We start from the raw sequence: 26,404 nt of genomic DNA, 5'->3' as shown, positions 1-26,404 counted from the left end.
GGATCGTCGTGGTCAAGAAGCTCCTCATTCTCGGGCTCGCGTTCGTGCTGTTCGGACCGGCCAGCATCCTGCTAGCCATCGGCGTCCTGATGAACCCAGCTGCCGCGAACTGCGCCGTCCCCGGAGGCAGCATCACGGTCGGGAACGTCCCGGACTCGCTCACGGTCACGACCGCCGACGGCACGACGTTCACGCTGAACAAGACCCAGCTCACGCACGCGGCCACGATCATCGCCATCGGCGGCGGGATCGAGGGCGTCGGCCGGCCCGGAGTCAAGATCGCACTGATGGCCGCGCTCACCGAGAGCACCCTGCGGATGCTGGCAAACACCGGCGCCTATCCCGAGAGCGCTTCGTACCCTAACGACGGCAACGGGTCAGATCACGACAGCCTGGGGCTGTTCCAGATGCGGCCGCAGTCGGGCTGGGGCACCGTCGCGGAGCTGATGGACCCGCAGTACCAGGCGCGGGCATTCTTCGGCGGGCCGGACGGACCGAACTTCCCCTCGCCGCGCGGGTTGCTTGACATACCGGGCTGGGAGCAGATGGACCCCGGCGAGGCTGCCCAAGCCGTTGAAATATCCGCCTATCCTGACCGCTACCGCAACTATGAGCCGGTCGCAGAAGCCGTCCTCGACGCCCTCACCGGCGGCGCCGGCGAGGGCGGACCGGCGAACGTCGTAGTCGCTGCGGGGCCAGTAGCTCAGTCCGCTCGCGTGGTGTTCCCGCTCCCCGACGGGACGTGGGTGCTCACGAGCGAGTTCGGGCCACGCATCCACCCGATCACCGGCGAGCCCTCATTCCACACCGGCACCGACTTCGCCGCACCGGACGGCACGCCGATCCTGGCAGCGGCAGACGGCACCGTGACCGTGGCCGAGTTCAGCGGCGGGTACGGCGGCCTGATCGTCATCGAGCACCAGATCGACGGCGCAACCGTGGCGACCGCCTACGCCCATATGTGGGAGCACGGCATCCACGCCTCACCCGGCGACCGAGTAGTCGCAGGCCAGCACATCGGCGACGTCGGCAGCTCAGGCAACTCCACCGGACCGCATCTGCACTTCGAGGTCAGGCCGGGCGGCACCAACGGCGACGCAGTTGACGCGGCGAAGTGGCTCAACGACCACAACGCCGCAGACCTGCCCGAAGCCAGCTTGGGCAGCCCGGACGGATGCGACGCGACCGGCGGCACGCCGGGCGATCCCGCCCCGCTGGGCGGCGACCCCAATCAGATGGTCGATGACCCCACCAGCGACGGGCGGATCACCGCGCGGATGGCACACGTCATGGCCCAGGCCCGTGCCGCGTTCCCCGACACCTCCTGGGCCTGTTACTCACCTCGGCCCGGCACGAGGTCGGAGCATCCGCTGGGCAGGGCGTGCGACATCACCTTCGTAAACCGGATCGGTACGCGTCCGACGCCCGCGCAACTCGAGAACGGATGGCGGCTCGCGAGCTGGATCAAGAACCACGCCGAGTCCTTCGGCATCAAGTACCTCATCTGGCAGGGCACGATCTGGTCCCTCGCCCGCGACGCCGAAGGCTGGCGACCCTACAACGGCGGCGGGATGCACGACCCCAACAACGTGACCGGCGGCCACTACGACCACTTGCACATCACGGTCACAGCGTGAGGCCTACGGTCTCCACAAGACGCCGTTGACGTTCCCCGCTTTCATGACTGACGTAGCTGCTGCTTCGCGACTGTTCGAGCGATGGCGCGGTGTTATGCGTGAGCGCTCCTATGCGGAGCGTGGTCGTGGATCAGGCGTGCAGTGATCTCGCGTGCTCGTGTGACGAGTCGGGTGTCGTCGTCGATCCCGTGGTGTGTGATCGCACCCTCGAGTAGCAGGTAGATCTCCTCGGCGATTGCTATCGCTTCCTCGCGCGACCCGGTCTCGGTCGTCAGCAGCTCGGCCAGTCGGTCGAGTACGGCTCTCTTGTGGGCACGGACCACCCGGCGGGCAGGGTGATTGGCAGACAGTTCCGCGGCGGCATTGATGAAGGCGCATCCGCGGTCGGACGCCTCCGCGTCCTCGAAGTAGGAATCGAAGAACGCGAGAACCGCAGACTCCGGCTGCTGCTCCACACGACGCTCCATCCGCTCCCACCAGCGGTGATGCCGGAGCTGGAGGTAGACAGCGATGAGCTGGTCCTTGGATCCGAATCGGTCGTACAGGGTGCGCTTGGTGACGCCGGACTTCGCCGCGATCGTGTCGACGCCGACGGCATGGATTCCATACCGGTAGAACAACTCGGAAGCCGCGTCCACGATGCGCCGTGCGCCCGCAGTCAGCGGCGGTGGGCTCAGCGCTTCTGAGGGGATGTCCTCGGCCTTCATGGGAACTCCTGACGACATTGACTTCACACATCAGTATACGTACGGTGAATAGAGGTTCACAGATCTGTGAGATGGGAGAATCGATGCCCCAGCAGGATGCGCAGGCACAACAGAACGAGACCAACCCGCTCAGTCAAGGCCGGACGTTGCAGCTGACGTGCGCGGGCCTGGCCTTGATCGCGGTCTGCTACGGACTGGCTCGCTTCGCTTATGGACTGTTTGTGCCGGCCTTCCGTGCGGAGTTCGACCTGGGTGCGGGCGCGGCCGGGGCGATCGGCTCCGGCTCCTACGTCATCTACTGTCTCGCGATCGTCGTCGCCACGGTCCTCACTCCGCGGTTCGGCGGACGTGCGGTCGCCGCTGCAGCCGGGGTCATCGCCACCGTCGGGGTGCTTGTCGTCGCCGCGGCGCCCAATGCCGGAGTTCTCATGATCGGTGTGCTCATCGCCGGATAGAGCACCGGCATCGCCTCGCCGCCCCTGGCCCACGTTGTCGCTCACACCGTGCGGGCGCAGATCCGTGACCGCACGCAAACGGTGATCAACGCCGGTACCGGCGTCGGCGTCGCCATTGTCGGCCCGATCGCGCTCATCACCCATGAACACTGGCGAACCGCGTGGATCGTGTTCGCTGTCATCTGCGCCCTGGTCACCATCTGGGCTGCCTGTGCGGTGCCATCCGGACCGACGAACCGCTTCCGCACGGGCCGCCCCGACGCTGTGTTCCCCCGCCCGCTACTGCCGCCCGGCAGCGGCCGGCTGGTCACCGCGGCCGCGCTGATGGGAGCAGGCAGCTCCGCCATATGGACGTTCGGTCGCGATGTGCTCATCACCGCCGGCGGAATGAGTGAGTCCGCCTCGTCCATCGCGTGGATCGTCCTTGGGGTTTTCGTAGTACTCGGCGCGGCAGCCGGAGACCTCAGCCGCCTCGGCATCAGAGCAAGCTGGACCGCGACGATGCTCATCATGGCGACAGCAACAGCTCTGCTCGCCGCATATCCCGGCATCCCGGCAGTCGCGTGGCCAGCCTCGGCAGCCTTCGGAGCCGCCTACATCGCCTTGACCGGACTACTTCTGATCTGGGGAACCAAGGTCTACCACCAAGCCCCCGCAGCCGGAGTCGGATCCGCGTTCCTCATCATCGCGCTCGGCCAGGCCGCCGGCGCCCCGGTCATCGGAATCCTCTCCGAGAACACCGAGCCACTCATCGCCTTCATGGCAGCGGCCGCGATCGCCGCACTCGGCGCACTCATCCGGCCAGCCGCGCCCGGGACCTGACCTGGCCCATGCGCGCCCGGTAAGTCGCTCACACTGCGTTGTCGGCCCGCTCTGCCACCGAAGCCCGACTCATCGCGTGAGGGCGGCACGTCTTGTGCTGAACCGCACGGCACACCTGAGGGACATGAACAGTCGGCTCACACCGGTGGTCGAGCGCCAACATCAGACTCCATCCGTGGGCGCATGATGGACGTTTTCCCTGACTTCGACGGACTCGGCGGCATCGGTGATCTGAAACAGGTCATCGGTGCCCTGCTGACGATCGTGCTGATCGTCGCGGTGCTCATGGTCATCGTCTCGGTGATCTGCTGGGCGCTAGGCGCCTCCCACGGCAATCACTCTCTTGCCTCCAAGGGCAGTGTCGGGGTGCTGGTGGGCGCCGGTGCCGCCGCGCTCCCCGGCGCAGGGGTCGCGTGGGTGAACTGGCTCATCGCCCTCGGCAACCAGCTCTGACTCTCGCCGAGTGAAGGCCCGCCCGCCGGTGGGCCTTTCTCATGCCCTGACGCGCCGGCCGGGTGTCCAGTCGCTCTACGGCCCACCTCGCCGCCACAAGCCATCCGCCCAGCGAGGGAGTAACCGCCGTGATTGACATTGACCCCAACAGTTCCGGCCTGCCCGGCATTGAACAGCTCCGCACCATCGTCGGTGCCGTGATGACGGTCGGCCTCATCCTCTCCGTACTGGCCCTAATCGTGTCGGCGATCGTGTGGGCCTACGGTGCCAACAGTTCAAATCCGCACCTCGCGAGCAGGGGCAAGCTGGGCGTCCTCATCTCCTGCGGTGCCGCGGTGATCTGCGGCGCGGCGGTGACGCTCGTGAACTTCTTCTGGAACGTCGGCCAGGCCGTATAGGGCTGCCGGTCACAGCGGGAGATTCGTGATGGGTATCTGCGATGTTCCCGTGATTTCGACCGTCTGCAACGTGGCCGGCGAGGCCGCCGCGACGGTCGTGGCGGCCCCGTTCGACTGGCTCGCCCAGGCGATGGGCGGCGCGGCCGGCTGGCTGATCGAGGCGATGTGGGCTGTGTTCGACACGACCACGCTGGTCGATGTCCAAACGGACGGGTTCACCAGCGTCTACAACCTGATCTTCGGCATCGGGGTCTTCCTCGACCTCATCTTCTTCTGCCTGCAACTCATCACCGGGCTGATCCGCCGAGACCCGACCGCGCTGTCCCGCGCCGCGCTCGGCGCGGCAAAATCGGTGCTCGGTGCGTTCGTCGTCATCACGCTCACCGCGCTCGCGCTAGAAATCGTGGACCAGCTCTGCATTGGCATCATCCAGGCGTCCGGTGAGACCACCGGCAAGATGGGCGACAAGATCATCCTGCTCGCCGCCGGCCTGAGCGGCATCAACATCGCCGCGCCCGGCGTCGGCGCGATCGTCACAATCTTCCTGGCTGGGCTGATGATCGCCGCCGTCGCGATCGTCTGGTTCAGCCTGCTGATCCGCAAGGCGCTGCTGCTGGTCGGCGTGGTGCTGGCACCAATCGCGTTCGCCGGCGCGTCCTGGGACGCCACGAAAGGGTGGATCGGGAAATGGGCGGCGTTCGTGATCGCGCTCATCGTGTCCAAGCTCGTCCTCGTCGTCATCTTCCTGCTGGCAATCACGCAGATCGCGACCCCGATCGAGGTGGACATCGCCGCAGTCACCGAGCCGATCGCCGGCATCGTCCTCCTGGGCATCGCGGCCTTCGCTCCGTACATGGTCTACCGCTTCGTGTCGTTCATCGGGTTCGACCGATACCAGCAGATGGGCACCGAGCAGGAGGCCAAGAACGCGCTCAACCGGCCGATTCCGATCCCGTCAAAGCCGCAGGGCGGCGGCGACCCCAAGAAGGTACTTGATGACCCGAAGGACGGCGGTTCCGGCGGGTCGGGAGCAGCACCCCCGCCCAAGGCTCCCGCGGCGGCCGCAGGCGGCGGTGCTAGTGCCGGGGGGCAGGCGCAGGTACCGGGGGCGTCGCCGGGGCGGGAGCAAGTGCTGCCGCGGGACCGGCCGCAGCGGTCGTCGTCGGAGCACAGGTCGCCAAGGGCGCTGCTGAGGCCGGGCCGAAGGCTGGCCAGGCCATCGCGGGCCAAGCGGAGACCGCCGCGAGCGGCGCCGAGGGCCAGGGCGGTGGTGACACCGCACCCTCGAAGACGCCCCCGCCGCCCTCCGCACCGCAGCCGCGGACCCCTGCACCTCCCAAGTCTGACCCACCGCAGAATGGCAAGGAGTGACCGGCCATGCCGACGGAACAGAATGTGCCCGGTAGCGAGCTGACGCCGATGAAGTTCAGCCGCCTCGCTCGCCGGGGTGTGCTGCTGGGGCTCTCGGTCGCGCAGCTCATCACCCTCGGCATTGGCGGGCTGACGCTGCTGCCCGCGTTCTACGGCGGCGCCGGGATGCTGCTGGCCTACACCGCCCCGGTGTGGCTGCTCGCGGCGGTCCTGACCTGGGTGCCCATCGCCGGGAGGCCGATGGTCGAATGGCTCCCGGTCGCGCTCTGGTGGCTGTGGCGCACGACCGGCGGGCAACTGCTCTACCGGCGAAGGGTCGTCAAGCCACGACCGGCCGGGAACCTGGCATTGCCCGGCGACATGGCCCGGCTCAGGGAGCACCTGGACCCTGAGACCGGCGCGTGCATGATCCACGACTCCCACCAGAGCACTCTCACGGTGATCTGTGAGGTCACGCATCCAGCGTTCGTGCTGCTCGACCCCGGCGAGCAGGAGCGCCGGGTCACCTCATGGGGGCGTGTGCTCGCCACGGTGTGCCGCTCGGGTCGGATCGCGACCCTGCAAGTGCTCGAACGCACCCTGCCCGACTCCGGCAGCGGACTGGCCGAGTGGTGGGCCGAGCACGGCACCACCGACGACACCTGGGCCTCCCAGACCTACGCCGAACTGCTCGAACGCGCCGGCCCCGCCGGGGAACGACACGCCACTACGATCAGCCTCTCCCTTGGCATGAAGGCGGCCGCCCGGCAGATCAGAACCGCCGGCGGCGGCATCTGTGGCGCCGCCGCGGTGCTCCGGCAGGAGATGGCGACACTCACCGCGGCGCTGCGCTCAGCGGACCTGACCCCGTCCGGCTGGCTCGGCCCCGGCCAGGTCGCGGTGATCCTGCGCTCGGCCTACGACCCGGCCGTCGCCGCAACGCTGGAACGCCACGGACGGCTCGGACAGGAGCTCGCCGCCGCCGGCCCGGTCGCGGTCACCGAGACCTGGGGCAACCTGCGGACCGACTCCGCCTGGCACGCCGTCCTCTGGGTATCGGAATGGCCCCGGTCGATGGTCTATCCGGGCTTTCTCGCACCGGTGCTGCTGTCTACCGGCATCCAACGCTCGGTGTCACTGATCTACACCCCGATGCGCTCCGATCAAGCTGCCCGCGACATCCGCAAGAAGAAGGTCGAACACATCTCGGACGCCGCCCAGCGCGCTCGGATGGGGCAGATCGAGGACGCCGCGCAGACCGCCGAATACCAGGACGTGCTCCAACAAGAAGCCGACCTGACCGCCGGGCACGGAGTGCTGCGCGTCTCGGGCCTGGTCAGCGTCTCCGCGCCCACGCTCGACGAGCTGGAAGCGGCGACCGCGGCGATCGAACAAGCCGCGATCCAGGCGTCCTGCGAAACCCGGAGGCTCGTCGGCCAGCAGGCGGCCGCGTTCACGGCGGCGGCGCTGCCGCTGTGCCGGATTGTGTGACGGAGCTACCCGACGTGAAAGTCGCGCTCCTTGTCCTCGTCGTCCTCAATCCATCGGATACGGAGTAGGGCACCGTCAGAACCACCAGCGGCATACTGCACTGGCAGGCGTCTGCGCTGGCCTTTGTGGATCGTCGTGGGTTCCTTCGGTCCCATCAAGATCATGTAGCCATCGTGAATGGCCTCGAAAGTTACGTTCTCGGCGTCGGCTGAGCCTGTGTTCGAGACGTCAAGCCAACGCTTCGTCGTATAGCGCGGAGCGCCCTTCGAGTTCATCCCCGAAACCTCGCGCTCTTGATGCGGCTGCACCAAGAAATCCACTCCGCTCGGCGTCGACGGCAAGGCCGGTGTCGAATCCAGTTTCAGGGCCACGATGTCATGTTCGATGGCTTTCCAGACCTCATGATTGAGCTGCTCGGGGTTGTTGAACTCACCCAGAAGACCACGATCTTGCATGTCCTTCTTGAACGCACGGAGAGCGTCGAGCTGCGCAGTATCGATGTCGTTCGGCAGAGAGCCTGTCGAGAAATACAGATGGACCGGCTTGCCCAGCTCCAGCGCCCGATCGATCTCCTCAGCCGTTCCCGAGATGGCGTCAGGCGTTGGGGAGCCGAGTCGTCCGCCGAACAGCGCGAACACGATGTCGGAGTCATCGACACCCTGCGCGTTGATGAGCTTCTGCGGGTGAGCGCCCATCACGGGAACGGCTGAGGTCTCCCAGCGCCAAGGCTGGAGGATCACTCGCTTGTTTTTGGCGTTCGCGTCGTTCCAGCCATGCACGGCGTTCTCCACCGCATCGCGCGCCTCGGGCACATCTGATGGAGAGGCGATCATCACGCGCAGCACAGTGGCGACATACGGCATAGATACAAGCCTAGGGCTTGTCGCTGACAACGACACCGCGTCGCGTACCTCGCGGGCATCAACGCAGTAGCAGAGGGAGGCCCGTGATGCCCACGTTCACCGATCCGGCCCGTGATGCCGGCGAAGCTTACGAGGCGTTGCGCGGGCTCGCGCACGCCACCCGCACCTTCGAGAGCCCGGCCGACACGTACGCTGTGATCGGAGACCTGCTGGGCGGGTTGCGATCGTTGCGGCAGGTGCTCGACCAGCTCGCCGCCGCACACCTGAACCACCAGCATCACGTCACGGACGAGTGCCGCGAGTACAGCGGCGGCGCAGCCGAGGCGCTGGCCGCGGCCGACAAGTTGCACCAGGCCGGCACGCTCATCGACCAGGCCGACGACCGCCTCAGCGCGGCCATGACCCACTCGGGCCGGATCGTGTGGAACCCGCAGGATCGCCTCGTGGAGCGATGGGCCGGCATCGTTTTTCTCCAAGGCGAGGACGCCGACCGGGTGCTCGACCTCATCGACGCCAAAGGGGTGAAAGCGTGCATCGACCACCTGTCGCAGTGGGACTACGGCGCCGAGACGACCGACGCGGCGATGGTCAACGGCGATGTCCACGACTCCGCACCTGTCTACGCAGGTGACCGGCAAGCCGAGACCGGCGACTACGCGATGACCTACAACCCGCACGCCGGGCACGTCTCCCTCTACCGGCGGCACATGATCCGCGCCGAAGACGCCATCGACCCGCCCGCCGAATCGCACGTCCCGGCGCCACGCTCGACACCCACACGCGAGAGCGCGACGCGGCGTAGCGCGGTGCGTGAGGGCGGCTGGTTCGAGCATCCCGGCGTCGCCGCGGTCAAGCAGGCTCGCGGGCTCTCGCTGTAGGTCTCTGCGCCGCCGAGGTCGCGGACGAGCACCTAGCGGCATGAACACGACAGAACCCGCCCCGTCCAAGACTTCGCAAGCAGGCACGCTCATCTTGACGGTTTGGCCCGACTCCCCGGTGGGTGAGCACCAGAGGCACGCCTACCGAATCGAGAACACCACGACCGGGCAAGTGCTCGGAGGCCGGGACCTGTTCACCGGAGCCGGTGCCCAGGTCGCCCCGGAGCGGCTGATGCGAGACCTCGCCACGTTCCTCAGCACGGCGGGCGATGCCCGCCAGTACGCCATGGACAACCCCGGCAGCATTCCCAAGCACGAGCGTCTGTTCCCCGAGTGGATCGCCGAGGCCGCACGTCAGAACGCCGACGCGCTGACCCTGCTGGCCGAGGGCGAACAGCTCGCCAACCAGCGGCGGCCGCGAGCGCAGACAACGCCGCATCAGAACTGGTTCGAGCGTTCCGAGCACGGCGCGGCGCGCCCGACGCAGGGGCCGTCACTGTGAGCCGGGACGAGAAGCTGCACACCGCCGTCCTCGTCGCTCCCGCCTCGGAACGGCGCCGGCTACGGAAGGCACGGAATGAGGCCGCTGCGCGCCTGATCGCCGAGCAGCGCCGGGTGGAGAAGGAAGCGTCGCATGCGAAGGCTGAGGCCGAGCGTGCCGAGCGTCGCGCCACGATCTACCTGCCGTCTGCGGGTGAGACGGGTCCGGCGATGCTCCGCTCGCCGGGCCGGTTCCGGTTGCCCCGGCATCAGGACACCAGCGCGGTGCTTGCCGGGCAGTATCCCCTTCTCGCCGAAGCCGGGCTGGGGTCGGCCGGAATGTTCATCGGCCAGGACCTCTACTCGGGCTCGTCGTTCGTCTATGACCCGTGGGTGCTCTATCAGCGGGGCATCATCACCGCCCCGAACCTCATCCTCGCCGGCATTGTCGGCTCCGGGAAGTCCTCGCTCGCCAAGAGCCTCTACACCCGCAGCCTTCCCTTCGGATACAGGGTCTACGTCCCAGGCGACCCGAAAGGCGAGCACTCGGGCGTCGCCGAGGCAGTCGGCGGGAAAGCGATCATCCTCGGGCACGGGATGGGCAACAGGCTCAACCCACCCGATGAGGGCTACCGGCCCGGCGGCCTGTCCGACCAGGAGTGGGCCACCACCCTCGCCGCGCGACGCCGCGATCTACTCGGAGCCTTGACGGAGACGGTGCTGGATCGGCGGCTGGCGCCATTGGAGCACACCGCGATCGACACCGCCCTGGCCGGGACGGTGCGCGATGCGGACGTGCCGATCCTGCCGATGGTCGTCGAGCGGCTGCTGCGCCCCGATCCTGCCGACGACCCGGACGGCCGGCTCACCGAGGACGGCCGCCAGGTCGGCCACGCGCTGCACCGCCTGGTAGCCGGGGATCTGGCCGGTCTGTTCGACGGGCCGAGCACCGTCAGGTTCGATCCGTCGTTGCCGATGGTCAGTCTCGACCTGTCGCGCGTCACGGAGAACAGCACGCTGATTTCGGTGTTCATGACCTGCTCGTCGGCATGGATGGAAGCCGCTCTGCTCGATCCCTACGGGGCCGCAGGTGGGTCGTCTACGACGAGGCATGGAGGCTGATGTCCCATCCGGCGCTCTTGCGCAGGATGGATGCGCACTGGCGGCTGGCGAGGCACTACGGGCTGGCGAATCTGCTCGTGTTCCACAAGCTGACCGACTTGGAGAACGTCGGCGACGCAGGGTCGGCGAACCGGGCTCTGGCGAACAGCCTGCTGGCAAATGCGGAGACGAGGATCGTCTATAGGCAGGAGACCGATCAGCTCGGCCCTACCGCCGTCGCGCTCGGGCTGACCGGCACCGAACAGCGCCTGCTGCCCGGACTCGGCACCGGGCAAGGGCTCTGGCGGATCAAGGACCGGGCCTTCGTGGTGCAGCATCAACTCCACCCCGCCGAGCTGGCCGCGTTCGACACCACCGCCCGCATGACCGGCGGAAACCCGTAAGTTCACGAATCCTGACCGGAACCGCGCGGCCCATTCGCGTAGTCGGGCTCCGGCTCACCTCGCGGCATGAGGAAACCCGAGCCTGAGCCCGTTCCGGTCGCCATCCCGTTCGTCGTGCTCGATGTGCACGAGGACGGCACCGTGACCGTCACCGTCGACGGGAAACGGCTGGACCCCGACCCTTTCGCGCCGCCGTGGCGACGATCCTCGTTCGGGCAGATCATCGACCACGCCACGAACGACCGGACGACACCGGCGAGGGTAGAGGTTCGCGAAGCGGACGGCACGACCTTCACCGACATCATCGCTCCCCGCCGTCGCCGAGCAACCCAGCCGAAGCCCGAGGCCGAGAATCCAGCACCGCTTCCGGTGTTTCTCACTGTCGAGGGCGATGGCTTCGTGCCGGGTGAGGATGTGGCCGTCGCCGCCATCACCGGGCACACTGACGCCGCCGGGACCGGCGCCGCTCGCGCCCTCATCGACGCCGCACAGCTCAGCGCGGACACCTCGGGCGGCGTCGTGGAGGTGCTGCTGCTCGGACGCGTCTGCGGCAGGGTCGTCGTCCAACGGGTGGCGCCGTGAACGGTCAGGGGCGGCAGACCGGCTCCTTTGAAGACGAGCTGACCAACGCGGCCATTATCGGGCTGATGATGCTGTTCGGCATCGCACTTATGCTCCGTGGCGCCGGATCGGTCGCGGCATGGATCACGGGCACGAGCCAGCCGACCGGCGGGCCCGCCTCCGGGATCGGGGTGCTGTTCGACCCCGGAGACCCCGCGGCAGCCCTCGGCGCGCCCGGTCTGAGCCCGGTCGTCTACTGGATCGTCGCGAGCCTGCCGCTCGCCAGCCTCGTCACCGGCGGGCTCTGGCCCTGGACGCGGCTGCGCTTGCACACCCACCAGGTCGAGCAGGACCCGCGTCGGATAGCCGGCATCGCTACTCGCTCGTAGGTCAACACTGCCGCGTCTGAGAAGGCGCTGCTGCGCCGGGCGGGAGCCTCCGGCCCGGTCCGGACAGCCCGCGTCCGCAGGACGTGGGCTACCGGCTGGGTGTCTCCAAGGGCGCGGGCGTGTGGGCGAGTGTGGAGGACTCGATCATGGTCATCGGACCGCCCCGAAGCGGCAAAGGCCTGCATCTGGTGATCCCCGCGATCCTCGACGCTCCCGGTGCAGTCGTGGCCACGAGCACCCGGCCGGACAACCTGACCGCGACGATGCTCGCCCGGTGTCGGATCGGGCCAGTCGCGATCTTCGACCCCCAACACTTGGCGGAGGGTCTGCCTGCGGGGATGCGGTGGTCACCGATCCGGGGCTGTGAGTCCCCGCAGACGGCGATGATCCGCGCTACCGGGCTCGCCGCCGGCACCGGGCTGTCCGCCGGCGGAGTCGATGGTGGCGGATTCTGGGAGGGCAAGACACGGGCCGCCCTGCAATCGCTGCTGCACGCAGCGGCGATCGGCAACCGGCCGCCGGCCGAGCTGTTCCGGTGGACCCTCGACCCGACCGCGGCCGCCAATGCGGTGGCGATCTTGACCAGTTCTCCGCTGGCGGCGACGGGGTGGGCGGAGTCGTTGGAGGCGATGATCGACTCCGACCCGCGCACCCGGGACTCCATCTGGCAGGGCGTCTCCCTGGCGCTTGGCTCGCTGGCCGACCCGCGGGTGCTTGATGCCGTCTCGCCCGGCCCCGGCGAGGGCTTCGAGCCCGAGCAGTTCATCCAGAACAAGGGCACCCTGTTCTTGCTGGCTACTGGTTCAGGGGCCGGCGCATCCGCTGCGCTGGTGGCCGCGCTCGTGGAAGACCTCATCGAGACCGCCCGCCGGCTCGCCGCACGCTCGCCCGGCGCCAGGCTCGATCCGCCCTTGCTGCTGGCACTGGACGAGATAGCCAACCTGTCGACACTGCCATCGCTTCCGACACTGATGGCGGAAGGGGGCGGGTCGGGCATCACGACGATGCCGGTGCTGCAGAGCCTCGCCCAAGCCAGGGACAAGTGGAACGAGCACCAGGCGGGCGCGATCTGGGACGCCTCGATCGTCAAGGTGATCCTCGGCGGCGCATCCAACAGCCGCGACTTGCAGGACCTGTCCGCGCTCGTCGGGGAACGCGACGAGTACACCGACTCCGTGACCCTGGGCGATCACGGCACCCGCTCCATCCAGAGGTCCGTCCGGCGGGTGCCGATCTTCCCGCCCGACCGTATCCGCCGGCTCCCGTTCGTAACCGGGATCGTGCTGCTGCGCTCCGCACCACCGATCGTCACCGACCTGCACCCGTGGCCCAAGCGCCCTGACGCCGCCCAGCTCACCGCCGACCGCGCCGAGATTGAGGCTCTGCTGCGCCGCACTGACTGAGCACGCGCCAGTCGCCTCGTGGCTCACCTCGCTGCCATAGCGAGCCGCGATGACCGCTCGCGTTAGCAGACAGGAGCACAGCATGTCCGACGCCACCGATGACGTGACCGCGAGTAACGTTCCCGACCCGGACCCGGACGAGACGGATGATGGCTATGACGACCCGCTGATCGCCGAGCCCCCGCACCCGATCAACTGGAATCTGCTGAACGCCGACGACGCCGAGGTCGAGTGGCTGGAGCTCAACGCATGGGTCAACTGGCTCCTCCACACCTACGGGCTTCCCGCCTCTGTCATCCCGCCGGCCTGGTACACGCACCCCGAGGTGCTGTGGGAACTGTCCGCTCTACATCTGCACTGGCTCTGCGCCTACGACCCCGACCAGAACGGGTCCGCCCCGCTCGGCTGGCACCGCGACTTCGCTGACGCTCGCCAGCGGCTCCGCGAATGGGCTGCCGCGTCGGGCACGAAGCTCGATCACGACCGGCCGACCAGGCAGACCGCCTGGCCTGGTGAGGAACCCGCAGAGCCGATCGAGGACGTGCCGATCATCGACCGCGACGCCGAGTTCGTGGAGTTCGTCATGGCCGACGTCGCCGCCCGACGCGAGGGCGAGGAAGCGTTCTACCGCGACCTCGACCCCGACACCGGAGAAATGTCATGAGCGACAACGGACCACTCGTGGTGTCACCCCTGATGCACAGCCGTGAGGTCGCGGCGTACCTGAAGGTCTCGGAGTCCACGCTGTCACGGTGGCGCTCGGCCGGGACCGGACCGCCGTTCCTGCGCCTCGGCGGGATCGCCCGGTACCGGCTCGATGCGGTGGACCGCTGGCTCGCCGAGCTCGAACACGACCATGCCGCGGAGAGCTGAGCCCCAGCCGACCGCTGCGCCTAAGCATGTGCCGCCGATCGGGGTGAAGCTGTCCACGGACATGGAGCGTCGTTCCTACGGCATCCGCGCCCGAGCCCGGTGGACCGATGCGACCACCAAACGGCGTATCACCCGGTCGGAGATCGTGCCCGACGAGGCCGCAGCGCACGCCTTCTTCGACCAGCTCCGCAACTCATCGACCAAGGGCATGGACGTGTCGATGACCCTCTTGGAGTTCGTCACCTCAATTGGCGACCGGTGGGCGCGGGGCCTGGACCCGACCTCAACAGGCGAGACCTACGGGTACGGGCTGAAACTGCGGGTGCTGCCCGCGCTCGGGCATCTGCCCGTCACCCAGATCACGGCCGGGATCATCGACCGCACCATCGACGAGTGGGAGAAGCGGCACGGCGCGTCGACCATCAAGAACACCATCGCGCCGCTCGTCCGCGTGCTCGATGAAGCGGTCCGGGACGGGCTGATCCAGATCAACCCCGCGAAGAACCGCGCCAAGCGGAGCCTGAACCGCAACGCCTTCCGCGGCCAGTCCGCCGAACAATCCTCCCCGCGGGCGCACGCGATCCCAGACATGAAGACCCTCAACCGGCTCGCAAAGGCCTGCGGCAAGTTCCACCAGTCCTACAAGCGACTTCGTGATGCTCGCCGCGCTACTGGCCGCGCGATCCTCGGAAGTGTCCGGGTTGCAGGTCGGAGACGTGGACTTCGCCAAGAACCTCGTTGTGATCCGCAGGCAGGTCTTCCCCGGCAAGGGCGGCCTGGTCACCAAGCCGACCAAGAGTCGAAAAGAACGCCGGGTGCCGATCCTCGAACCGCTCCGCCCCGTCCTGGAACGCCTCACCGAAGGCAAGGAACCCGAAGACCAACTCCTCGTCGGCCCGAAGGGCGGCTACCTCACCACCGCGACCGTCCGCGGCGCCACCAACTGGGACAGCATCGTCGCGAAGCTCGGCCTGCCCGACCTCACCCGGCACGGCCTGCGCCACACCGGAGCAACCTGGATGGCCGACGCCGGCGTCCCACTGCACGTACTGCAAGACATCCTCGGCCACGCGTCGATGGAAACTACCCGCGGCTACCTCCACCCCGACGACCGGCATCTCGCCTCAGCAGCCGAGCAGGCCAACGCCTTCCTCTCCGCCGCCGGACAGCGCAAGCAGGCACGGCGCAGCGGCCCCTCGGCCAGGGGCCTGTGATGTGCGCCCGCGTCCGCGCGAGCAGCCTCGCAGTCGTTCTGGTCCCCTTTTGGTCCCCTTCTCCACAGGGGAGCGGGTCGAGGCGGTCTCGCTGTCCACAGGCGCCCGCCCGGCGCGACACCGAGGGGACCAGAGGGGGACCACCGAAAACCACCCTCGGACATGAAGAAGCCCCGGTGAGAAACCTACTCTCACCAGGGCTTTTACGTCGGGCTGACAGGATTTGAACCTGCGACCCCCTGACCCCCAGTCAGGTGCGCTACCAAGCTGCGCCACAGCCCGTGGCATGGATTTTCAGTTGTTCGGGCCGACTAGAGCGGGGTAAACCCCTTAACCCCCAGTCAAGTGCGCTACCAAACTGCGCCACAGCCCGTTGCGCCCGAGGGCGCAAGCCCCGAAGGGCGAAATGAACCTTACCCCACGGTGGCGGGCGCCTCACAATCGGGTGACGCGCGCCCCACTCGCAGGGGTCAGCGAGGCTCAGAAGTCGAAGATGTCCCCCGCGATGTCGCCGATGGCGTCACCGACGGAACCGAATACGTCGCCGAGGCCGCCGGCCATGTCGCCGAGGTCGAACAGGCCCGCACCGTCGCCGAGCAGATCAGCCAGTCCGCCGATGGCCTCGATGCCGAGATACGCAATGTCGTCACCGAAGAACAGCCAGAAGAAGGGGTCGGATGCCAGGCCGCCCATGATGTTGCCGTAGCCCTCGAGTTGGGCCGCCTTGGCGACGTCGCCGATGACCGACGCCCAGCGCTCTGTCAGCCCGAAGATCATGGCGTACGGCAGGTAGCGGCTGAACAACCCTGCTGCCTCTTCGTACTTGATCTGACTGGCCTCCGCCGTCGCGATGTACTTGCGGAAACCGAGCGTCTGGATGCGAACAGCCGTGCCGTCGGCCGTGCGCGGCGAACGGCCCGCGAGGCCGAGGAAACCCTTGCTGCGCGGGTCACGCTCGTACCAGCCGCGCTCCATCGTCTCGCGGTACAGCGAGTCCGTGATGTGCCGCAGTGGCCCCCGCAGCTGGCGCTTCATCTGCTCCAACCCGACGTACTTCACGCCGGGCGGGAAAAGCGCGTTGAGGAAGTCGGCCTCCACCTGCGTGATGATGTCGTCGCGCGGGAACTCGTTCTGCACGAACAACCACGAGTCATCCTGCTTGTCGATGCGAAACCACCCGCGAAGGGACAGATCGATCATCATGGCCCCGATGTCACGCGGGTCCACCTTGCCGTCGACCACGGTGCCCGCGAGAGCCGCGCTGACGCCCTTGGGCGGCGCGAACTGCACGGCTGCCTCGCCGGCCCACTCCTTGCGCCCCTTGACGCGACGGACCTCCCCCGTGCCGTCAGCCGGAGTGAGACCGGGCGTGACGCCGACGTACTCGTAATCGTGGTTCCAACCGAACATCGATGACCTTTCGTTCGCGGGGCGCTCACAGCCTAGCCACCGCGCCGAGCCTCTGGCAGACCGGCTCAGCGATCTCCGAAAAACTTCGCGCCGTAGTTTCGCGCCACGGCGAGCACATACAAGATCGTCAAGCGAGAAACCGCCCGATGACGCAGCAGCCATGCCGACCAGCATCGGGTTGCGGTGCATCTCGGCGAGCATCTGCCCAGCCGCGGACGTCGGACGTCCCGTCTGGGCGGTGTCGAGTTCCTTGGACCACGCACCGACGAGTTCGAACGCCACCGCCTAGGCGAGGTAGCCGCCCACGAAGCCCTCGCTCTGATCGTTCGCGAGCTGCTTGCTTTCGACCTTCGCGAGGTAGTGCTCGAACGACGCCGCCTCCCGCTTGAGACGCTCGCCGTCGGAGCTCAGCCATGACCCCCGGCGCCCCAGCATCCCGCGGAACGCCGGATTGCGGGTTGCGACGCCGTGGGCCACCATCTCGTCGCCCAGCGCCGTCGCCACCCCCTCGACATGCCCCTGGAGGCGGTGCTTGAGCGACGACGGAGACACGTACTGACGCGGCACGGCGTCACCGGGCGTCTGCGTCAGGCCGGGCCGGAAGAGGGCATCCATGAGCAGTTCCTCAGCGCGGCTCGCGGTGTCGCCGCGGGGCGGCAGTTGCGTCGCAGAGACGAGTGCCCAGTCTTTACCCTCCTGCTCGATGGCGAACCAACCGCGCAGTGACAGGTCGATCAGCATGGCGCTCACCCCGCACGTGCCGAGCTTGCCGTCGAGCAGCGCTCCGACGTAGGGGGCACGAAGCCCCCGTGGCGGGTCGAAACGCACCACCTGCGCCTCCCGATGGACATCCGGCACACCCGAGGCCGTCTGGTTGGCGTCCTGCGACGGCTGGTCCTTGTGCGAGCGGCTGAACATGGCGACCCCGTTTGAGTGTGTGTGCTGGCTCGCCATAGGCGACGGCCGCCGTCTCGAACAGAGACGGCGGCCGGTCGTGGCCACAGCTGGATCAGCGCTGCTTGCGCTTCTCGCGCACGCGCACCGAGATCTCGATGGGCGTGCCGTCGAAACCGAACTCCTCGCGCAGGCGACGCTCGATGAAGCGGCGGTAGCCGGCCTCGATGAAGCCGCTCGCGAAGATGACGAAGCGCGGCGGACGCGTCGAGGCCTGCGTCGCGAACAGGATGCGCGGCTGCTTACCACCACGCACGGGGTGCGGGTGGGCTGCCACGACCTCGCCGAGGAACGCGTTGAGACGGCCCGTCGGGATGCGCTGGTCCCACGAGTCGAGAGCTACCTCGAGCGCCGGGACGAGACGGTCCGTGTGACGCCCCGTGGCGGCGGAGATGTTGACGCGCGGCGCCCACGGCACCTGCACGAGCTCGCGCTCGATCTCCTTCTCCAGGTAGTAGCGGCGCTCCTCGTCGAGCAGATCCCACTTGTTGTACGCGACGACGAGGGCGCGGCCTGCGTCGATGACCTGCTGGACGACACGGACGTCCTGCTCGGCGATGCTCTGCTCCGCGTCGATGAGGACGACGGCGACCTCCGCCTTCTCCAACGCCGTCTGCGTGCGCAGGGACGCGTAGAAGTCGGCGCCGCGGGTCTGGTGAACGCGTCGGCGGATACCGGCGGTGTCGACGAAGCGCCACGTCTTGTCACCGAGTTCGATGTATTCGTCGACCGGGTCACGCGTCGTGCCCGCGACGTTGTCGACAACGACACGCTCGGAGCCGGCGAGCTTGTTGAGCAGCGACGACTTGCCGACGTTCGGGCGCCCGAGCAGCGCGACGCGACGGGGGCCGCCGCGCGGGTAGGCGCCGGCGACGGCCGACTTGTCCGGAAGCTCGTTGATGATGGCGTCGAGGGCGTCACCCGTGCCGCGCCCGTGAAGGGCCGAGACCGGGTAGGGCTCGCCGAGACCGAGCGACCACAGCATCGCGGCGTCCGCCTCGGTGCGGTTGTCGTCGACCTTGTTGGCCACGAGCACGACCGGCTTCTTCGAGCGGCGCAGCAGCTTGACGACGGCCTCGTCGGTGTCGGTGGCACCGACGGTGGCGTCGACGACGAACATCACGGCGTCGGCGAGTTCGACAGCCACCTCGGCCTGCTCGGCGACACGCAGGTGAATGCCCGTGGCGTCGACCTCCCAGCCGCCGGTGTCGACGAGCGTGAAGCGGCGCCCGACCCACTCGGCGTCATAGGCCACACGGTCACGCGTCACACCCGGAACGTCCTCGACGACGGCCTCACGGCGGCCGAGGATGCGGTTGACGAGAGTCGACTTGCCGACGTTGGGGCGTCCGACGACGGCAACAACAGGGCGCAGGTCGGCCTCACTGAAGCCCTCGTCGTCACCGCCCTCGCCGCTGAGGAGGGCGCGGTCCTCGTCGCTGAGGTCGAAGTCCTCGAGCCCGACCCGGAGGGCCTGCTCGACGGACTCGTCGCCTGGGAAGTTCTGCTCGTCGCTCACGCGTCATACCTTCGAATGTCGGAAAGTTCTGCGCGGTTCGCTCGTCGATCGGAGTCTGATCCGTGTCGCGCCGCGCCATGACGCCGAACGGGCGTCAGACACCATTCTCGCGCACTTGGGCGAAAAGTCAGATTCGGGCAGCGCGCACGTGCTCCGCGAGGCGCATACGCAGCGCCTCGGTGGCCACGGCAACGCGCTCGCGACCGGTGACGGCAGCGACCTCGGGCACGCCTGCGAGGTCGAACGGTTCGCCGAACGTCACCGACAGGCGTGAACGCACGCGCGGCAACGCACCCTTCGAGCGACCCGCCGTTCCCGACAAGGCAACCGGAACGACGACCGCCTTCGTTCCCAGGGCAAGGAACGCGGCTCCCTGCTGGGCGCTCGCCACGTCGCCACTGCCGCGCGTTCCTTCGGGGAACACGCCGACGACCCCGCCTGCGCGCAGGACCTCCCGTGCGCTGGTGAGCGCCTCACGGTCGGCGCTGCGCTGCGTGATCGGGATCTGCCCGACGCCGCGCAGGAGCCAACCGACCGGCCCGACGAAGTACGCCCGCTTGACGAGGAAGTGCACCGGTCGCGGGGACGTGATGAACCCCAGCGGCCCGTCGATGAAGCCGACGTGGTTCGCGACGAGAATGACCGGCCCACGCGAAGGCACGTGCGCTTGACCCGTCACCCGTGCGCGGTACAGGGGCCGCAGCAGCCCGACGCCCAAACGTTGGCCTACTCGTACGCCTCGATCAGCGTCCACGGGACGCGGCAGCCGAGAGGCCAGCCGCTCGTCCAGGTGTTGCGCAGCGCTGCGCAGACGCTCAGGCGGTTGCACGCTCGACGAGGGTCAGCACAGCTTCGACGGACTGCTGGAACGTCAGTTCGCTCGTGTCGAGGGTGACGACACCGTCAGCGGCGGTCATGAACTGGGAAACGGTCGAGTCTGCCTTGTCGCGGTCGACGATCTGGGCGCGCGTTGCGGCGATCATCGACTCGTCGGCACCACCGTGCACCTCCTTGGAGCGACGAGCCAGGCGGGCTTCCTCGCTCGCCACCATGAGGATTCGCACCTCCGCGTCCGGCGCGACGACCGTGGTGATGTCGCGGCCCTCGGCCACCACTCCCCCTTGGTCGGCGGCGATCTGCGCCATGAGCTCGCGCTGACGCTGCTGCAGCTTGGGGCGCACCGCGAGGTTCGTCGCGACCTTGGAGACCACCTCGGCGATGCGCGTGGTGCGGATGTCGGAATCGATGGGGTTTCCGCCCATGGAGATGCTGGGAGCCTTCGGATCGGTGCCCATCTCGAGTGGCATCGCGGCGACGGCGTCGGCGACGGCCTCGGTGTCGTCGAGGTCGATGCCCGCGTCGAGGCAGTACCACGTGAGGGCCCGGTACATGGCGCCCGTGTCGAGATAACCGATGCCCAGGTGCGCTGCGACCTTCTTGCTCACGCTCGACTTGCCGGAGCCCGAGGGCCCATCGATGGCGACCCGGAAACCGCTGCTCGTACTCGTCATGCGGGGATTCTAGTGCGTCTCGAGCACATGAACCGACCAGCCCTTGGCCGCCAGGGCCTCGCGCAGCACCTCGGCCCGGACCGGCAGCACGTCGATCTCCAGCAGACCTGCGGCGACCGAGGCGTCGTGCTCGAGGCGCAGGTCCTCGACGCTGACGCCGCTCTCCCCGACGACGACGAAGAGTCTCCCGAGAGCACCCGGCTCGTCAGGGACGACGACGGCAACGGTCGCGTAGGTCGTCGGGGGCGTGCCGTGCTTGCCGGGAATGCGCGCCTGCCCGTCCTGGCCCGCCGCGATCGTGCCTGCGAGCACAGCACGGGGGCCCGGCCCGAGGCCGTCACCCGCCGCAGGCGAGTCGGGCTGCTCGACGGCACGCAATGCGTCGCGCACTGCGGTGAGTTCCTCGATGAAGCGGTCCACGACGGGGCGCACGGCGCGCGCGTTACCCGCGAGGATCTGCGTCCACAGGAGCGGGTCGCTCGCGGCGATGCGTGTGACGTCACGGACGCCCTGGCCGCTCAGCCCGACAGCGGGTTCCGAGAGCTCGCGCAGTTGCGCCGCGACGAGGCTGGCGGCCAGCTGCGGCACGTGTGAGACGGCCGCGACGGCGGTGTCGTGCTCCTCGGGCGCCATCGTCACGACGCGCGCGCCGACGGACTCCGCGAGCGAGATGACATCACGCACCCGCTCCGCCTCGGCACCGTCGGGGCACACGACCCAGGTGCGGCCCTCGAAGAGGTCGCTGCGCGCGGCGACGGCGCCGCTTCGCTCACGTCCCGCCATCGGGTGCCCAGGAACGTAACGGGCAGCGGCGTCGGCGCCGGCGAGCTCTCGCACCGCGACGACGACCGCGTTCTTCACGCTCGCGACGTCGGTGACCGTGGCTTCCGGCCAGCGTTCGAGTTCGGCCGTAATGACATCGGCCGTGACGTCCGGTGGGGCCGCGACCACGACGACATCGGGCGCTGCATCGTCATCCGACGCGAGACGACCGCCGCCCATGTCGGCGGCCAGAGCCGCGGAAACCGGCGAGGTGTCGGTCAGCGTGACGTCGACACCCCGCACCCGCAGCGCGAGCGCGATCGACGTACCGAGCAGCCCGGCGCCGACGACGCGTACACGCTGCGGAACGCTCACAGCCCGGCGGTCTTGTACAGCGCCGCGACCTCGCGCTTGTTGAGCGGGCGCATCTTGCCCGGGCGAAGGTCGCCGACCTTGACGGGGCCGACCTGCGGGCGGGCGAGGGCGATGACCGGGTGGCCGACGGCCTCGAGCATGCGACGCACGATGTGGTTGCGGCCCTCGTGGATGACGACCTCGACGAGCGCCATACCCGGCTGACTGTCGACGACCTTGAACGAGTCGACCTTGACCGGCCCGTCCTCCAGCTCGATGCCCTCGCGCAGGCGCTTGCCCAGGTCGCGCGGCACCGGGCCCTGGATCGTGGCGAGGTAGACCTTCTCGACGCCGTAGCGCGGGTGCTGCAGACGGTTGGCGAGGTCACCGTCGTTCGTCAGTAGGAGCAGGCCCTCGGTGTCCTGGTCGAGGCGTCCGACGTGGAAGAGGCGCTCGGTGCGTCCTTCGAGGTACTCCCCCACGGACGGGCGACCCATGTCGTCCTCCATCGTGGAGACGACGCCGGTGGGCTTGTTGAACGCGATGTAGACGAGCGTGTCGTCGAGCTGGATGCGCGCACCGTCGACGTGGATGACCGAGGTCTCGGGGTCGACACGCGTGCCGAGCTCGCTCACGATCTGACCGTCGACCTCGACGCGCCCTTCGGCGATGAGGTTCTCGCAGTGACGGCGCGAGCCGACGCCGGCCTGCGCGAGCACCTTCTGCAGGCGCGTTCCCTCGTCGACGTGCACGTCGCGCTGCGCAGCCTTCTTGGGCTGACGCTCGCGCGGCGGAGCGACCGGCTGGCCGTCCTTCGTCGTGCCGATGCCGAGCACGTCGGCCTCGTAGCGGCTGACCTTGCCGCCGGAGCCGCGGTTGACGCGGGTGCTGCGCTTGTCGCGCGCACCGGGGCGGGGCTTCTTGTTGTTCATCCGTGTCCTTGTTCCACTAGTTCGTCGATGATCGCAGCGTCCGGCAGGTAGGGCGCCAGCGGCGGGAGCTCGTCGAGCGAGCCGATGCCGAGACGCTGCAGGAAGTACGGGGTGGTGCCGTAGAGCGTGGCGCCGCCCTCGGCGTCGGAGCCGACCTCGGTGATGAGGCCGCGCGTGACGAGCGTGCGCGTGACGCCGTCGACGTTGACACCGCGGGTCGCGCCCACGCGCGAACGCGAGATCGGCTGGCGATACGCGATGACGGCGAGGGTCTCCAGGGCAGCCTGTGTGAGCTTCGCCTGCTGGTTGCCGAGAAGGAACTTCTCGACGGCGTCGGCGTAGACCGGGCGGGAGTACATCCGCCACGAGCCGTCGACCTCACGCAGGGTGAAGCCGCGCTGCTGGGCGCGGTACTCGACCTCCAGGCCTTCGAGGTTGGCGCGGATCTCGCTCTCGCCCACACCGAACGCGGACGCGAGATCGGGCACCGAGACGGGCTCGTCGACGACCATGAGAACGGCTTCCAACGTCGAGCGCAGACCGCCCGGAAGGTGGTGCACGACAAGGGGTTCGCCACCGTCGCGCGGTGCCGCCCGGTCGGGCTGCTCCTGCGGCATCTCAGTCATCTCCACCTCCGTTCACTCCTTCATTGTCCCAGGGCTCACCGTCGAACTCGTCCGAGACGACGATGCGCGCGTCGGGGGCCGCGCTCCAGCGCACGCTGAGCGGCTCGAGATGGGCCTCCTGCTCGAACGTCACGGCGGATTCCTTGAACAGTTCGAGCACCGCGAGGAAGCGCGCCACGACGACGAGCGTGTTGTCCGCGTCGGCGACGAGCTGCGCGAACGTCAGCTGCTCACTGCGTCGCAGTTTCGACGTGACGATCGTGGCCTGCTCGCGCACGCTCACCTGCACGGCGTGGAGGTGATCCACCGCCACAGTCGGAGGCACCTTCGGCGTCAGTGCCCGCGCCGCGACGACGGCGAGTTGCTCCGGCGTCGCCGTCATGACGAGTTCGGGCAGGAGCCCCGCGAAGCGCGCCTCGAGTCCGGCCTGACGCGCGACGAGGCGGCCGTGGGTCTGCATCCGCTCGTTGAGGAACGTCGCCATGTCCTTGAACGCCCGGTACTGCAGCAGCCGGGCGAAGAGCAGATCGCGGGCCTCGATGAGTTCGAAGTCGTCCTCGTCGGCGGTGAGGCTCGGCACGAGCCGCGCGGCCTTGATCTCGAGCAGGGTCGCTGCGACGAGGAGGAACTCGCTCGCCTCGGACAGATCCCACTCGTCGCTCGCGGCGCGCGCACGACGAATGTGCGCGACGAACTCGTCGGTGACCTGCGAGAGCGAGATCTCCGTGACGTCGAGACGGTGCTTTGAGATGAGGCCGAGCAGGAGGTCGAACGGGCCGTCGAAGACCTCACCGAGGTGGACGTGGAACGGCGTCGTCGCGGCCCGCCTCGTGAGAACTCCGCCGGGTGTCTCCTGCGTCTCCTGCGCCTCAGGTGCCGACGCGGTCGGCGCCTCGTCGCTCACCGGCGTCTCGGTCAGGGTGCGCCGCCGCGCGAGATGAGCTCACGCGCCAGCTGACGGTAGGACTCGGCCGCACCGTGGTTCGAGGCGTACTGCGTGATCGGCTCCGCGGCGAGCGTGGCGTCGGGGAACTTCACGGTGCGCGAGATGACGGTGTGGAAGACCTGGTCACCGAAGTGGTCGACGACCGAGCGCACGACGTCGCGGCTGTGGAGCGTGCGTCCGTCGTACATCGTGGCAAGGATGCCGTCGATCTCGAGACGCGGGTTGAGTCGATCCTGAACCTTCTCGATCGTCTCGACGAGCAGGGCCACTCCGCGCATCGCGAAGAACTCGGCCTCGAGCGGAATGACGACGCCGTGCGAGGCGGTGAGCGCATTGACGGTGAGCAGTCCGAGCGACGGCTGGCAGTCGATGAGGATGACGTCGTACTCGTCCTCGACGGCGCGCAGCACGCGAGCGAGAACCATCTCGCGGGCCACCTCACCGACGAGCTGCACCTCGGCGGCCGACAGGTCGATGTTGGCGGGCAGAACGTCGAGGCCCGCCATCCGGGTGTGCTGGATGACGTCGTGAATGTCGTGGTCCTTCTCGACGAGAAGGTTGTAGATCGTCACATCGAGATCGTGTGAGCGCACGCCGAGACCGACGGAGAGCGCACCCTGCGGGTCGAAGTCGACGAGCAGCACCTTGCGGCCGTACTCGGACAGCGCCGCGCCGAGGTTGATGGTCGACGTCGTCTTGCCGACGCCGCCCTTCTGGTTGCACATCGAGATGATGCGCGCCGGGCCGTGCGAGTCGAGCATCGGAGGCGTCGGGAAGCCGGGCAGGGGTCGACCGGTCGGTCCCCACTGCCCCGTCGCGTCGATTCCGGGCAAACGGTCAAGTTGACCTTGAGGATTCGCCGCCTTGGGCGTGCCGTCGGACGTCACTCGCAAGCCTCCAGTGATAGTTGAACGTTTGGCATCTCGCCAATCTCCTCAAGATTAGCGCGCGGCCTCGCGCCATGCCCAAACGAGCTGCGGATCAGCGGGCACGCGGGTGCGCCGCGGCGAACGTCTCGCGCAGCTGTTGCACCGAGACCATGGTGTAGATCTGCGTTGTCGTGACCGACGCATGCCCGAGCAGTTCCTGCACGACCCGGACGTCGGCGCCGCCCTCGAGCAGATGCGTGGCGAACGAGTGACGCAGGGTGTGCGGCGAGATCTCCCCCGTGAGCCCGGCGGTCTCGGCGCTGCGACGAATGACATCGAACACGCTCTGGCGCGTGAGGCGCGAACCGCGCTGGTTGATGAACACGGCCGGCGTTCCCTTGCCCTTCTGGGCGAAGCTCGGCCGCTCGCGGGTGAGGTACGCGGTGAGGGCGTCAGCCGCGTACGAGCCGAGCGGGACGATGCGTTCCTTACTGCCCTTGCCGAACAGGCGCACCGACTTCGTCGTGAGGTCCACGTCGTCGACGTCGAGGCCGACGAGTTCGCTGACGCGCGCGCCCACACCGTAGAGAACTTCGAGCAGGGCACGATCACGCAGACCGCCGGGGTGGCCCTCTCCCCCCGTGGCCTCGAGAAGCCGCTCGACGTCGCTGACGGGAATAGCCTTCGGCAGCTTGCGCGCCGGCGTGGGTGGTGCGACGTCGGCCGCCGCGTCGTCGCTGCCCGTCTCCAGCGACGTGAAGGTGTGGAAGCCGCGCACGGCCACGAGGGTGCGGGCAGCCGAACTCGCAGCAAGCGGCTTGTGCTCCGCGTCCCCCTCACGCAGGTGACGAAGGAAGGCCTCGACGTGCTTCTCCTCGATGCCCTCGGGCGAGTTCACACCGTCGGCGGCGAGGAAGGCGAGGTAACGGGCGACGTCCCGGCGATACGCGGCCAGTGTGTTCGCCGAGACGCCCCGCTCGACCTGGAGGTGGTGCAGCCACGCCGTCGCGGCGTCACGCAGCGCGGCGGGCGCCTCGTTCAT

At 68.4% G+C, this 26,404-nt stretch carries 26 protein-coding genes, 1 tRNA gene and 3 pseudogenes; 15 read left to right on the top strand and 15 right to left on the bottom strand.

Annotated elements, in window-relative coordinates; translation table 11 throughout:
- The first annotated feature begins 8 nt into the window (after positions 1 to 8).
- Positions 9 to 1,637 (top strand): M23 family metallopeptidase, encoded by a 1,629-nt coding sequence (locus tag AA983_RS07635; protein ID WP_047311597.1) that lies wholly within the window; start codon positions 9 to 11, stop codon positions 1,635 to 1,637.
- 92 nt (positions 1,638 to 1,729) lie between these two features.
- Here AA983_RS07635 and AA983_RS07630 read toward each other — a convergent pair whose 3' ends face one another.
- Positions 1,730 to 2,344, bottom strand: coding sequence for a TetR/AcrR family transcriptional regulator (locus AA983_RS07630; RefSeq protein ID WP_047311596.1), 615 nt, complete (start codon positions 2,342 to 2,344; stop codon positions 1,730 to 1,732).
- Positions 2,345 to 2,427: 83 nt separating this feature from the next.
- Between AA983_RS07630 and AA983_RS15800 the strand changes: the two genes are divergently transcribed.
- The 6 genes and pseudogenes from AA983_RS15800 to AA983_RS07605 all read left to right on the top strand — a co-directional run bounded on the left by AA983_RS15800 (position 2,428) and on the right by AA983_RS07605 (position 7,313).
- Positions 2,428 to 2,799: a hypothetical protein gene (locus AA983_RS15800; RefSeq protein WP_231579561.1), complete on the top strand. Its 372-nt coding sequence runs from the start codon at positions 2,428 to 2,430 to the stop codon at positions 2,797 to 2,799.
- Positions 2,800 to 2,808: 9 nt separating this feature from the next.
- Positions 2,809 to 3,621, top strand: a complete 813-nt coding sequence (locus tag AA983_RS15795; protein WP_369798773.1) for an MFS transporter — start codon at positions 2,809 to 2,811, stop codon at positions 3,619 to 3,621.
- Positions 3,622 to 3,807: 186 nt separating this feature from the next.
- Positions 3,808 to 4,074 carry a DUF6112 family protein gene (locus AA983_RS07620; protein WP_047311743.1) on the top strand — a complete coding sequence of 89 codons (267 nt, stop codon included), beginning with the start codon at positions 3,808 to 3,810 and terminating at the stop codon, positions 4,072 to 4,074.
- A gap of 128 nt (positions 4,075 to 4,202) precedes the next feature.
- Positions 4,203 to 4,472 carry a DUF6112 family protein gene (locus AA983_RS07615; RefSeq protein WP_047311595.1) on the top strand — a complete coding sequence of 90 codons (270 nt, stop codon included), beginning with the start codon at positions 4,203 to 4,205 and terminating at the stop codon, positions 4,470 to 4,472.
- A 28-nt stretch (positions 4,473 to 4,500) separates the two neighbouring features.
- Positions 4,501 to 5,843, top strand: a pseudogene (locus AA983_RS07610) (conjugal transfer protein TrbL).
- A gap of 6 nt (positions 5,844 to 5,849) precedes the next feature.
- Positions 5,850 to 7,313: a PrgI family protein gene (locus tag AA983_RS07605; RefSeq protein WP_047311594.1), complete on the top strand. Its 1,464-nt coding sequence runs from the start codon at positions 5,850 to 5,852 to the stop codon at positions 7,311 to 7,313.
- 5 nt (positions 7,314 to 7,318) lie between these two features.
- Here AA983_RS07605 and AA983_RS07600 read toward each other — a convergent pair whose 3' ends face one another.
- Positions 7,319 to 8,176, bottom strand: coding sequence for a DUF4062 domain-containing protein (locus AA983_RS07600; RefSeq protein WP_047311593.1), 858 nt, complete (start codon positions 8,174 to 8,176; stop codon positions 7,319 to 7,321).
- A gap of 86 nt (positions 8,177 to 8,262) precedes the next feature.
- Here AA983_RS07600 and AA983_RS07595 point away from each other — a divergent pair, with 86 nt between their 5' ends.
- From AA983_RS07595 to AA983_RS07565, 7 genes and pseudogenes are all read left to right on the top strand, one after another.
- Complete coding sequence (locus AA983_RS07595; RefSeq protein ID WP_047311592.1) at positions 8,263 to 9,054, top strand: hypothetical protein; 792 nt, start codon at positions 8,263 to 8,265, stop codon at positions 9,052 to 9,054.
- A gap of 94 nt (positions 9,055 to 9,148) precedes the next feature.
- Positions 9,149 to 9,556 carry a hypothetical protein gene (locus tag AA983_RS07590; RefSeq protein ID WP_156170285.1) on the top strand — a complete coding sequence of 136 codons (408 nt, stop codon included), beginning with the start codon at positions 9,149 to 9,151 and terminating at the stop codon, positions 9,554 to 9,556.
- Positions 9,553 to 11,039: pseudogene (locus AA983_RS07585) on the top strand (ATP-binding protein). Before AA983_RS07590 ends, AA983_RS07585 begins: the two are co-directional and overlap by 4 nt.
- Positions 11,040 to 11,105: 66 nt before the next feature.
- Complete coding sequence (locus AA983_RS07580; protein ID WP_047311590.1) at positions 11,106 to 11,621, top strand: hypothetical protein; 516 nt, start codon at positions 11,106 to 11,108, stop codon at positions 11,619 to 11,621.
- 65 nt (positions 11,622 to 11,686) lie between these two features.
- A pseudogene (locus AA983_RS07575) lies at positions 11,687 to 13,392 on the top strand (type IV secretory system conjugative DNA transfer family protein).
- An 82-nt stretch (positions 13,393 to 13,474) separates the two neighbouring features.
- On the top strand, positions 13,475 to 14,056 hold the full coding sequence (locus AA983_RS07570) for a hypothetical protein (RefSeq protein WP_156170283.1): 582 nt from the start codon (positions 13,475 to 13,477) through the stop codon (positions 14,054 to 14,056).
- The gene (locus tag AA983_RS07565; RefSeq protein WP_047311589.1) at positions 14,053 to 14,265 is read left to right on the top strand and encodes an AlpA family transcriptional regulator; all 213 of its coding nucleotides are present in this window, start codon (positions 14,053 to 14,055) and stop codon (positions 14,263 to 14,265) included. Before AA983_RS07570 ends, AA983_RS07565 begins: the two co-directional genes overlap by 4 nt.
- A 283-nt stretch (positions 14,266 to 14,548) precedes the next feature.
- Here the strand turns inward: AA983_RS07565 and AA983_RS15790 are convergent, their stop codons facing one another.
- Positions 14,549 to 14,899 carry a hypothetical protein gene (locus AA983_RS15790; protein WP_231579559.1) on the bottom strand — a complete coding sequence of 117 codons (351 nt, stop codon included), beginning with the start codon at positions 14,897 to 14,899 and terminating at the stop codon, positions 14,549 to 14,551.
- Between the two features lie 22 nt (positions 14,900 to 14,921).
- Here AA983_RS15790 and AA983_RS15785 point away from each other — a divergent pair, with 22 nt between their 5' ends.
- Positions 14,922 to 15,479: a site-specific integrase gene (locus tag AA983_RS15785; RefSeq protein ID WP_231579566.1), complete on the top strand. Its 558-nt coding sequence runs from the start codon at positions 14,922 to 14,924 to the stop codon at positions 15,477 to 15,479.
- Positions 15,480 to 15,687: 208 nt separating this feature from the next.
- Here the strand turns inward: AA983_RS15785 and AA983_RS07555 are convergent.
- The 12 genes from AA983_RS07555 to xerD all read right to left on the bottom strand — a co-directional run bounded on the left by AA983_RS07555 (position 15,688) and on the right by xerD (position 26,404).
- Positions 15,688 to 15,761, bottom strand: a tRNA-Pro gene (locus tag AA983_RS07555).
- A 198-nt stretch (positions 15,762 to 15,959) separates the two neighbouring features.
- Positions 15,960 to 16,889: a DUF2207 family protein gene (locus tag AA983_RS07550; RefSeq protein WP_047311588.1), complete on the bottom strand. Its 930-nt coding sequence runs from the start codon at positions 16,887 to 16,889 to the stop codon at positions 15,960 to 15,962.
- 285 nt (positions 16,890 to 17,174) lie between these two features.
- Positions 17,175 to 17,807 (bottom strand): hypothetical protein, encoded by a 633-nt coding sequence (locus AA983_RS07545; RefSeq protein WP_047311587.1) that lies wholly within the window; start codon positions 17,805 to 17,807, stop codon positions 17,175 to 17,177.
- Between the two features lie 91 nt (positions 17,808 to 17,898).
- Complete coding sequence (gene der / locus AA983_RS07540) at positions 17,899 to 19,362, bottom strand: ribosome biogenesis GTPase Der (protein WP_047311586.1); 1,464 nt, start codon at positions 19,360 to 19,362, stop codon at positions 17,899 to 17,901.
- 127 nt (positions 19,363 to 19,489) lie between these two features.
- Positions 19,490 to 20,116 carry a 1-acyl-sn-glycerol-3-phosphate acyltransferase gene (locus tag AA983_RS07535; RefSeq protein ID WP_255352619.1) on the bottom strand — a complete coding sequence of 209 codons (627 nt, stop codon included), beginning with the start codon at positions 20,114 to 20,116 and terminating at the stop codon, positions 19,490 to 19,492.
- Positions 20,117 to 20,177: 61 nt separating this feature from the next.
- Positions 20,178 to 20,873 (bottom strand): (d)CMP kinase, encoded by a 696-nt coding sequence (gene cmk, locus AA983_RS07530; protein ID WP_047311585.1) that lies wholly within the window; start codon positions 20,871 to 20,873, stop codon positions 20,178 to 20,180.
- Between the two features lie 9 nt (positions 20,874 to 20,882).
- On the bottom strand, positions 20,883 to 22,010 hold the full coding sequence (locus AA983_RS07525) for a prephenate dehydrogenase (protein ID WP_047311584.1): 1,128 nt from the start codon (positions 22,008 to 22,010) through the stop codon (positions 20,883 to 20,885).
- On the bottom strand, positions 22,007 to 22,921 hold the full coding sequence (locus AA983_RS07520; RefSeq protein WP_047311583.1) for a pseudouridine synthase: 915 nt from the start codon (positions 22,919 to 22,921) through the stop codon (positions 22,007 to 22,009). The genes AA983_RS07525 and AA983_RS07520 overlap by 4 nt, the downstream gene beginning before the upstream one ends.
- Positions 22,918 to 23,538: an SMC-Scp complex subunit ScpB gene (gene scpB / locus AA983_RS07515; RefSeq protein WP_047311582.1), complete on the bottom strand. Its 621-nt coding sequence runs from the start codon at positions 23,536 to 23,538 to the stop codon at positions 22,918 to 22,920. The genes AA983_RS07520 and scpB overlap by 4 nt, the downstream gene beginning before the upstream one ends.
- 1 nt (position 23,539) lies before the next feature.
- Positions 23,540 to 24,451, bottom strand: coding sequence for a ScpA family protein (locus AA983_RS07510; RefSeq protein WP_047311581.1), 912 nt, complete (start codon positions 24,449 to 24,451; stop codon positions 23,540 to 23,542).
- Between the two features lie 11 nt (positions 24,452 to 24,462).
- On the bottom strand, positions 24,463 to 25,326 hold the full coding sequence (locus tag AA983_RS07505; protein ID WP_197078981.1) for a ParA family protein: 864 nt from the start codon (positions 25,324 to 25,326) through the stop codon (positions 24,463 to 24,465).
- Between the two features lie 148 nt (positions 25,327 to 25,474).
- Entirely contained in the window at positions 25,475 to 26,404 is a 930-nt protein-coding gene (gene xerD, locus AA983_RS07500; RefSeq protein WP_047311579.1) for a site-specific tyrosine recombinase XerD, read from the bottom strand.

Source organism: Dermacoccus sp. PE3 (assembly GCF_001021715.1).
Taxonomy (GTDB): Bacteria; Actinomycetota; Actinomycetes; order Actinomycetales; family Dermatophilaceae; genus Dermacoccus; species Dermacoccus abyssi.
This window is presented reverse-complemented; position numbering and strand designations above follow the sequence as displayed.

Coding starts and splice junctions, on each gene's coding strand:
- AA983_RS07630 (WP_047311596.1), bottom strand. CDS start 2,344: ATGAAGGCCGAGGACATCCCCTCAGAAGCGCTGAGCCCACCGCCGCTG.
- AA983_RS15800 (WP_231579561.1), top strand. CDS start 2,428: ATGCCCCAGCAGGATGCGCAGGCACAACAGAACGAGACCAACCCGCTC.
- AA983_RS07620 (WP_047311743.1), top strand. CDS start 3,808: ATGGACGTTTTCCCTGACTTCGACGGACTCGGCGGCATCGGTGATCTG.
- AA983_RS07605 (WP_047311594.1), top strand. CDS start 5,850: ATGCCGACGGAACAGAATGTGCCCGGTAGCGAGCTGACGCCGATGAAG.
- AA983_RS07600 (WP_047311593.1), bottom strand. CDS start 8,176: ATGCCGTATGTCGCCACTGTGCTGCGCGTGATGATCGCCTCTCCATCA.
- AA983_RS07595 (WP_047311592.1), top strand. CDS start 8,263: ATGCCCACGTTCACCGATCCGGCCCGTGATGCCGGCGAAGCTTACGAG.
- AA983_RS07580 (WP_047311590.1), top strand. CDS start 11,106: ATGAGGAAACCCGAGCCTGAGCCCGTTCCGGTCGCCATCCCGTTCGTC.
- AA983_RS07570 (WP_156170283.1), top strand. CDS start 13,475: ATGTCCGACGCCACCGATGACGTGACCGCGAGTAACGTTCCCGACCCG.
- AA983_RS07565 (WP_047311589.1), top strand. CDS start 14,053: ATGAGCGACAACGGACCACTCGTGGTGTCACCCCTGATGCACAGCCGT.
- AA983_RS15785 (WP_231579566.1), top strand. CDS start 14,922: ATGCTCGCCGCGCTACTGGCCGCGCGATCCTCGGAAGTGTCCGGGTTG.
- AA983_RS07550 (WP_047311588.1), bottom strand. CDS start 16,889: ATGTTCGGTTGGAACCACGATTACGAGTACGTCGGCGTCACGCCCGGT.
- AA983_RS07545 (WP_047311587.1), bottom strand. CDS start 17,807: ATGTTCAGCCGCTCGCACAAGGACCAGCCGTCGCAGGACGCCAACCAG.
- cmk (WP_047311585.1), bottom strand. CDS start 20,873: ATGACGAGTACGAGCAGCGGTTTCCGGGTCGCCATCGATGGGCCCTCG.
- AA983_RS07520 (WP_047311583.1), bottom strand. CDS start 22,921: ATGAACAACAAGAAGCCCCGCCCCGGTGCGCGCGACAAGCGCAGCACC.
- scpB (WP_047311582.1), bottom strand. CDS start 23,538: ATGCCGCAGGAGCAGCCCGACCGGGCGGCACCGCGCGACGGTGGCGAA.
- xerD (WP_047311579.1), bottom strand. CDS start 26,404: ATGAACGAGGCGCCCGCCGCGCTGCGTGACGCCGCGACGGCGTGGCTG.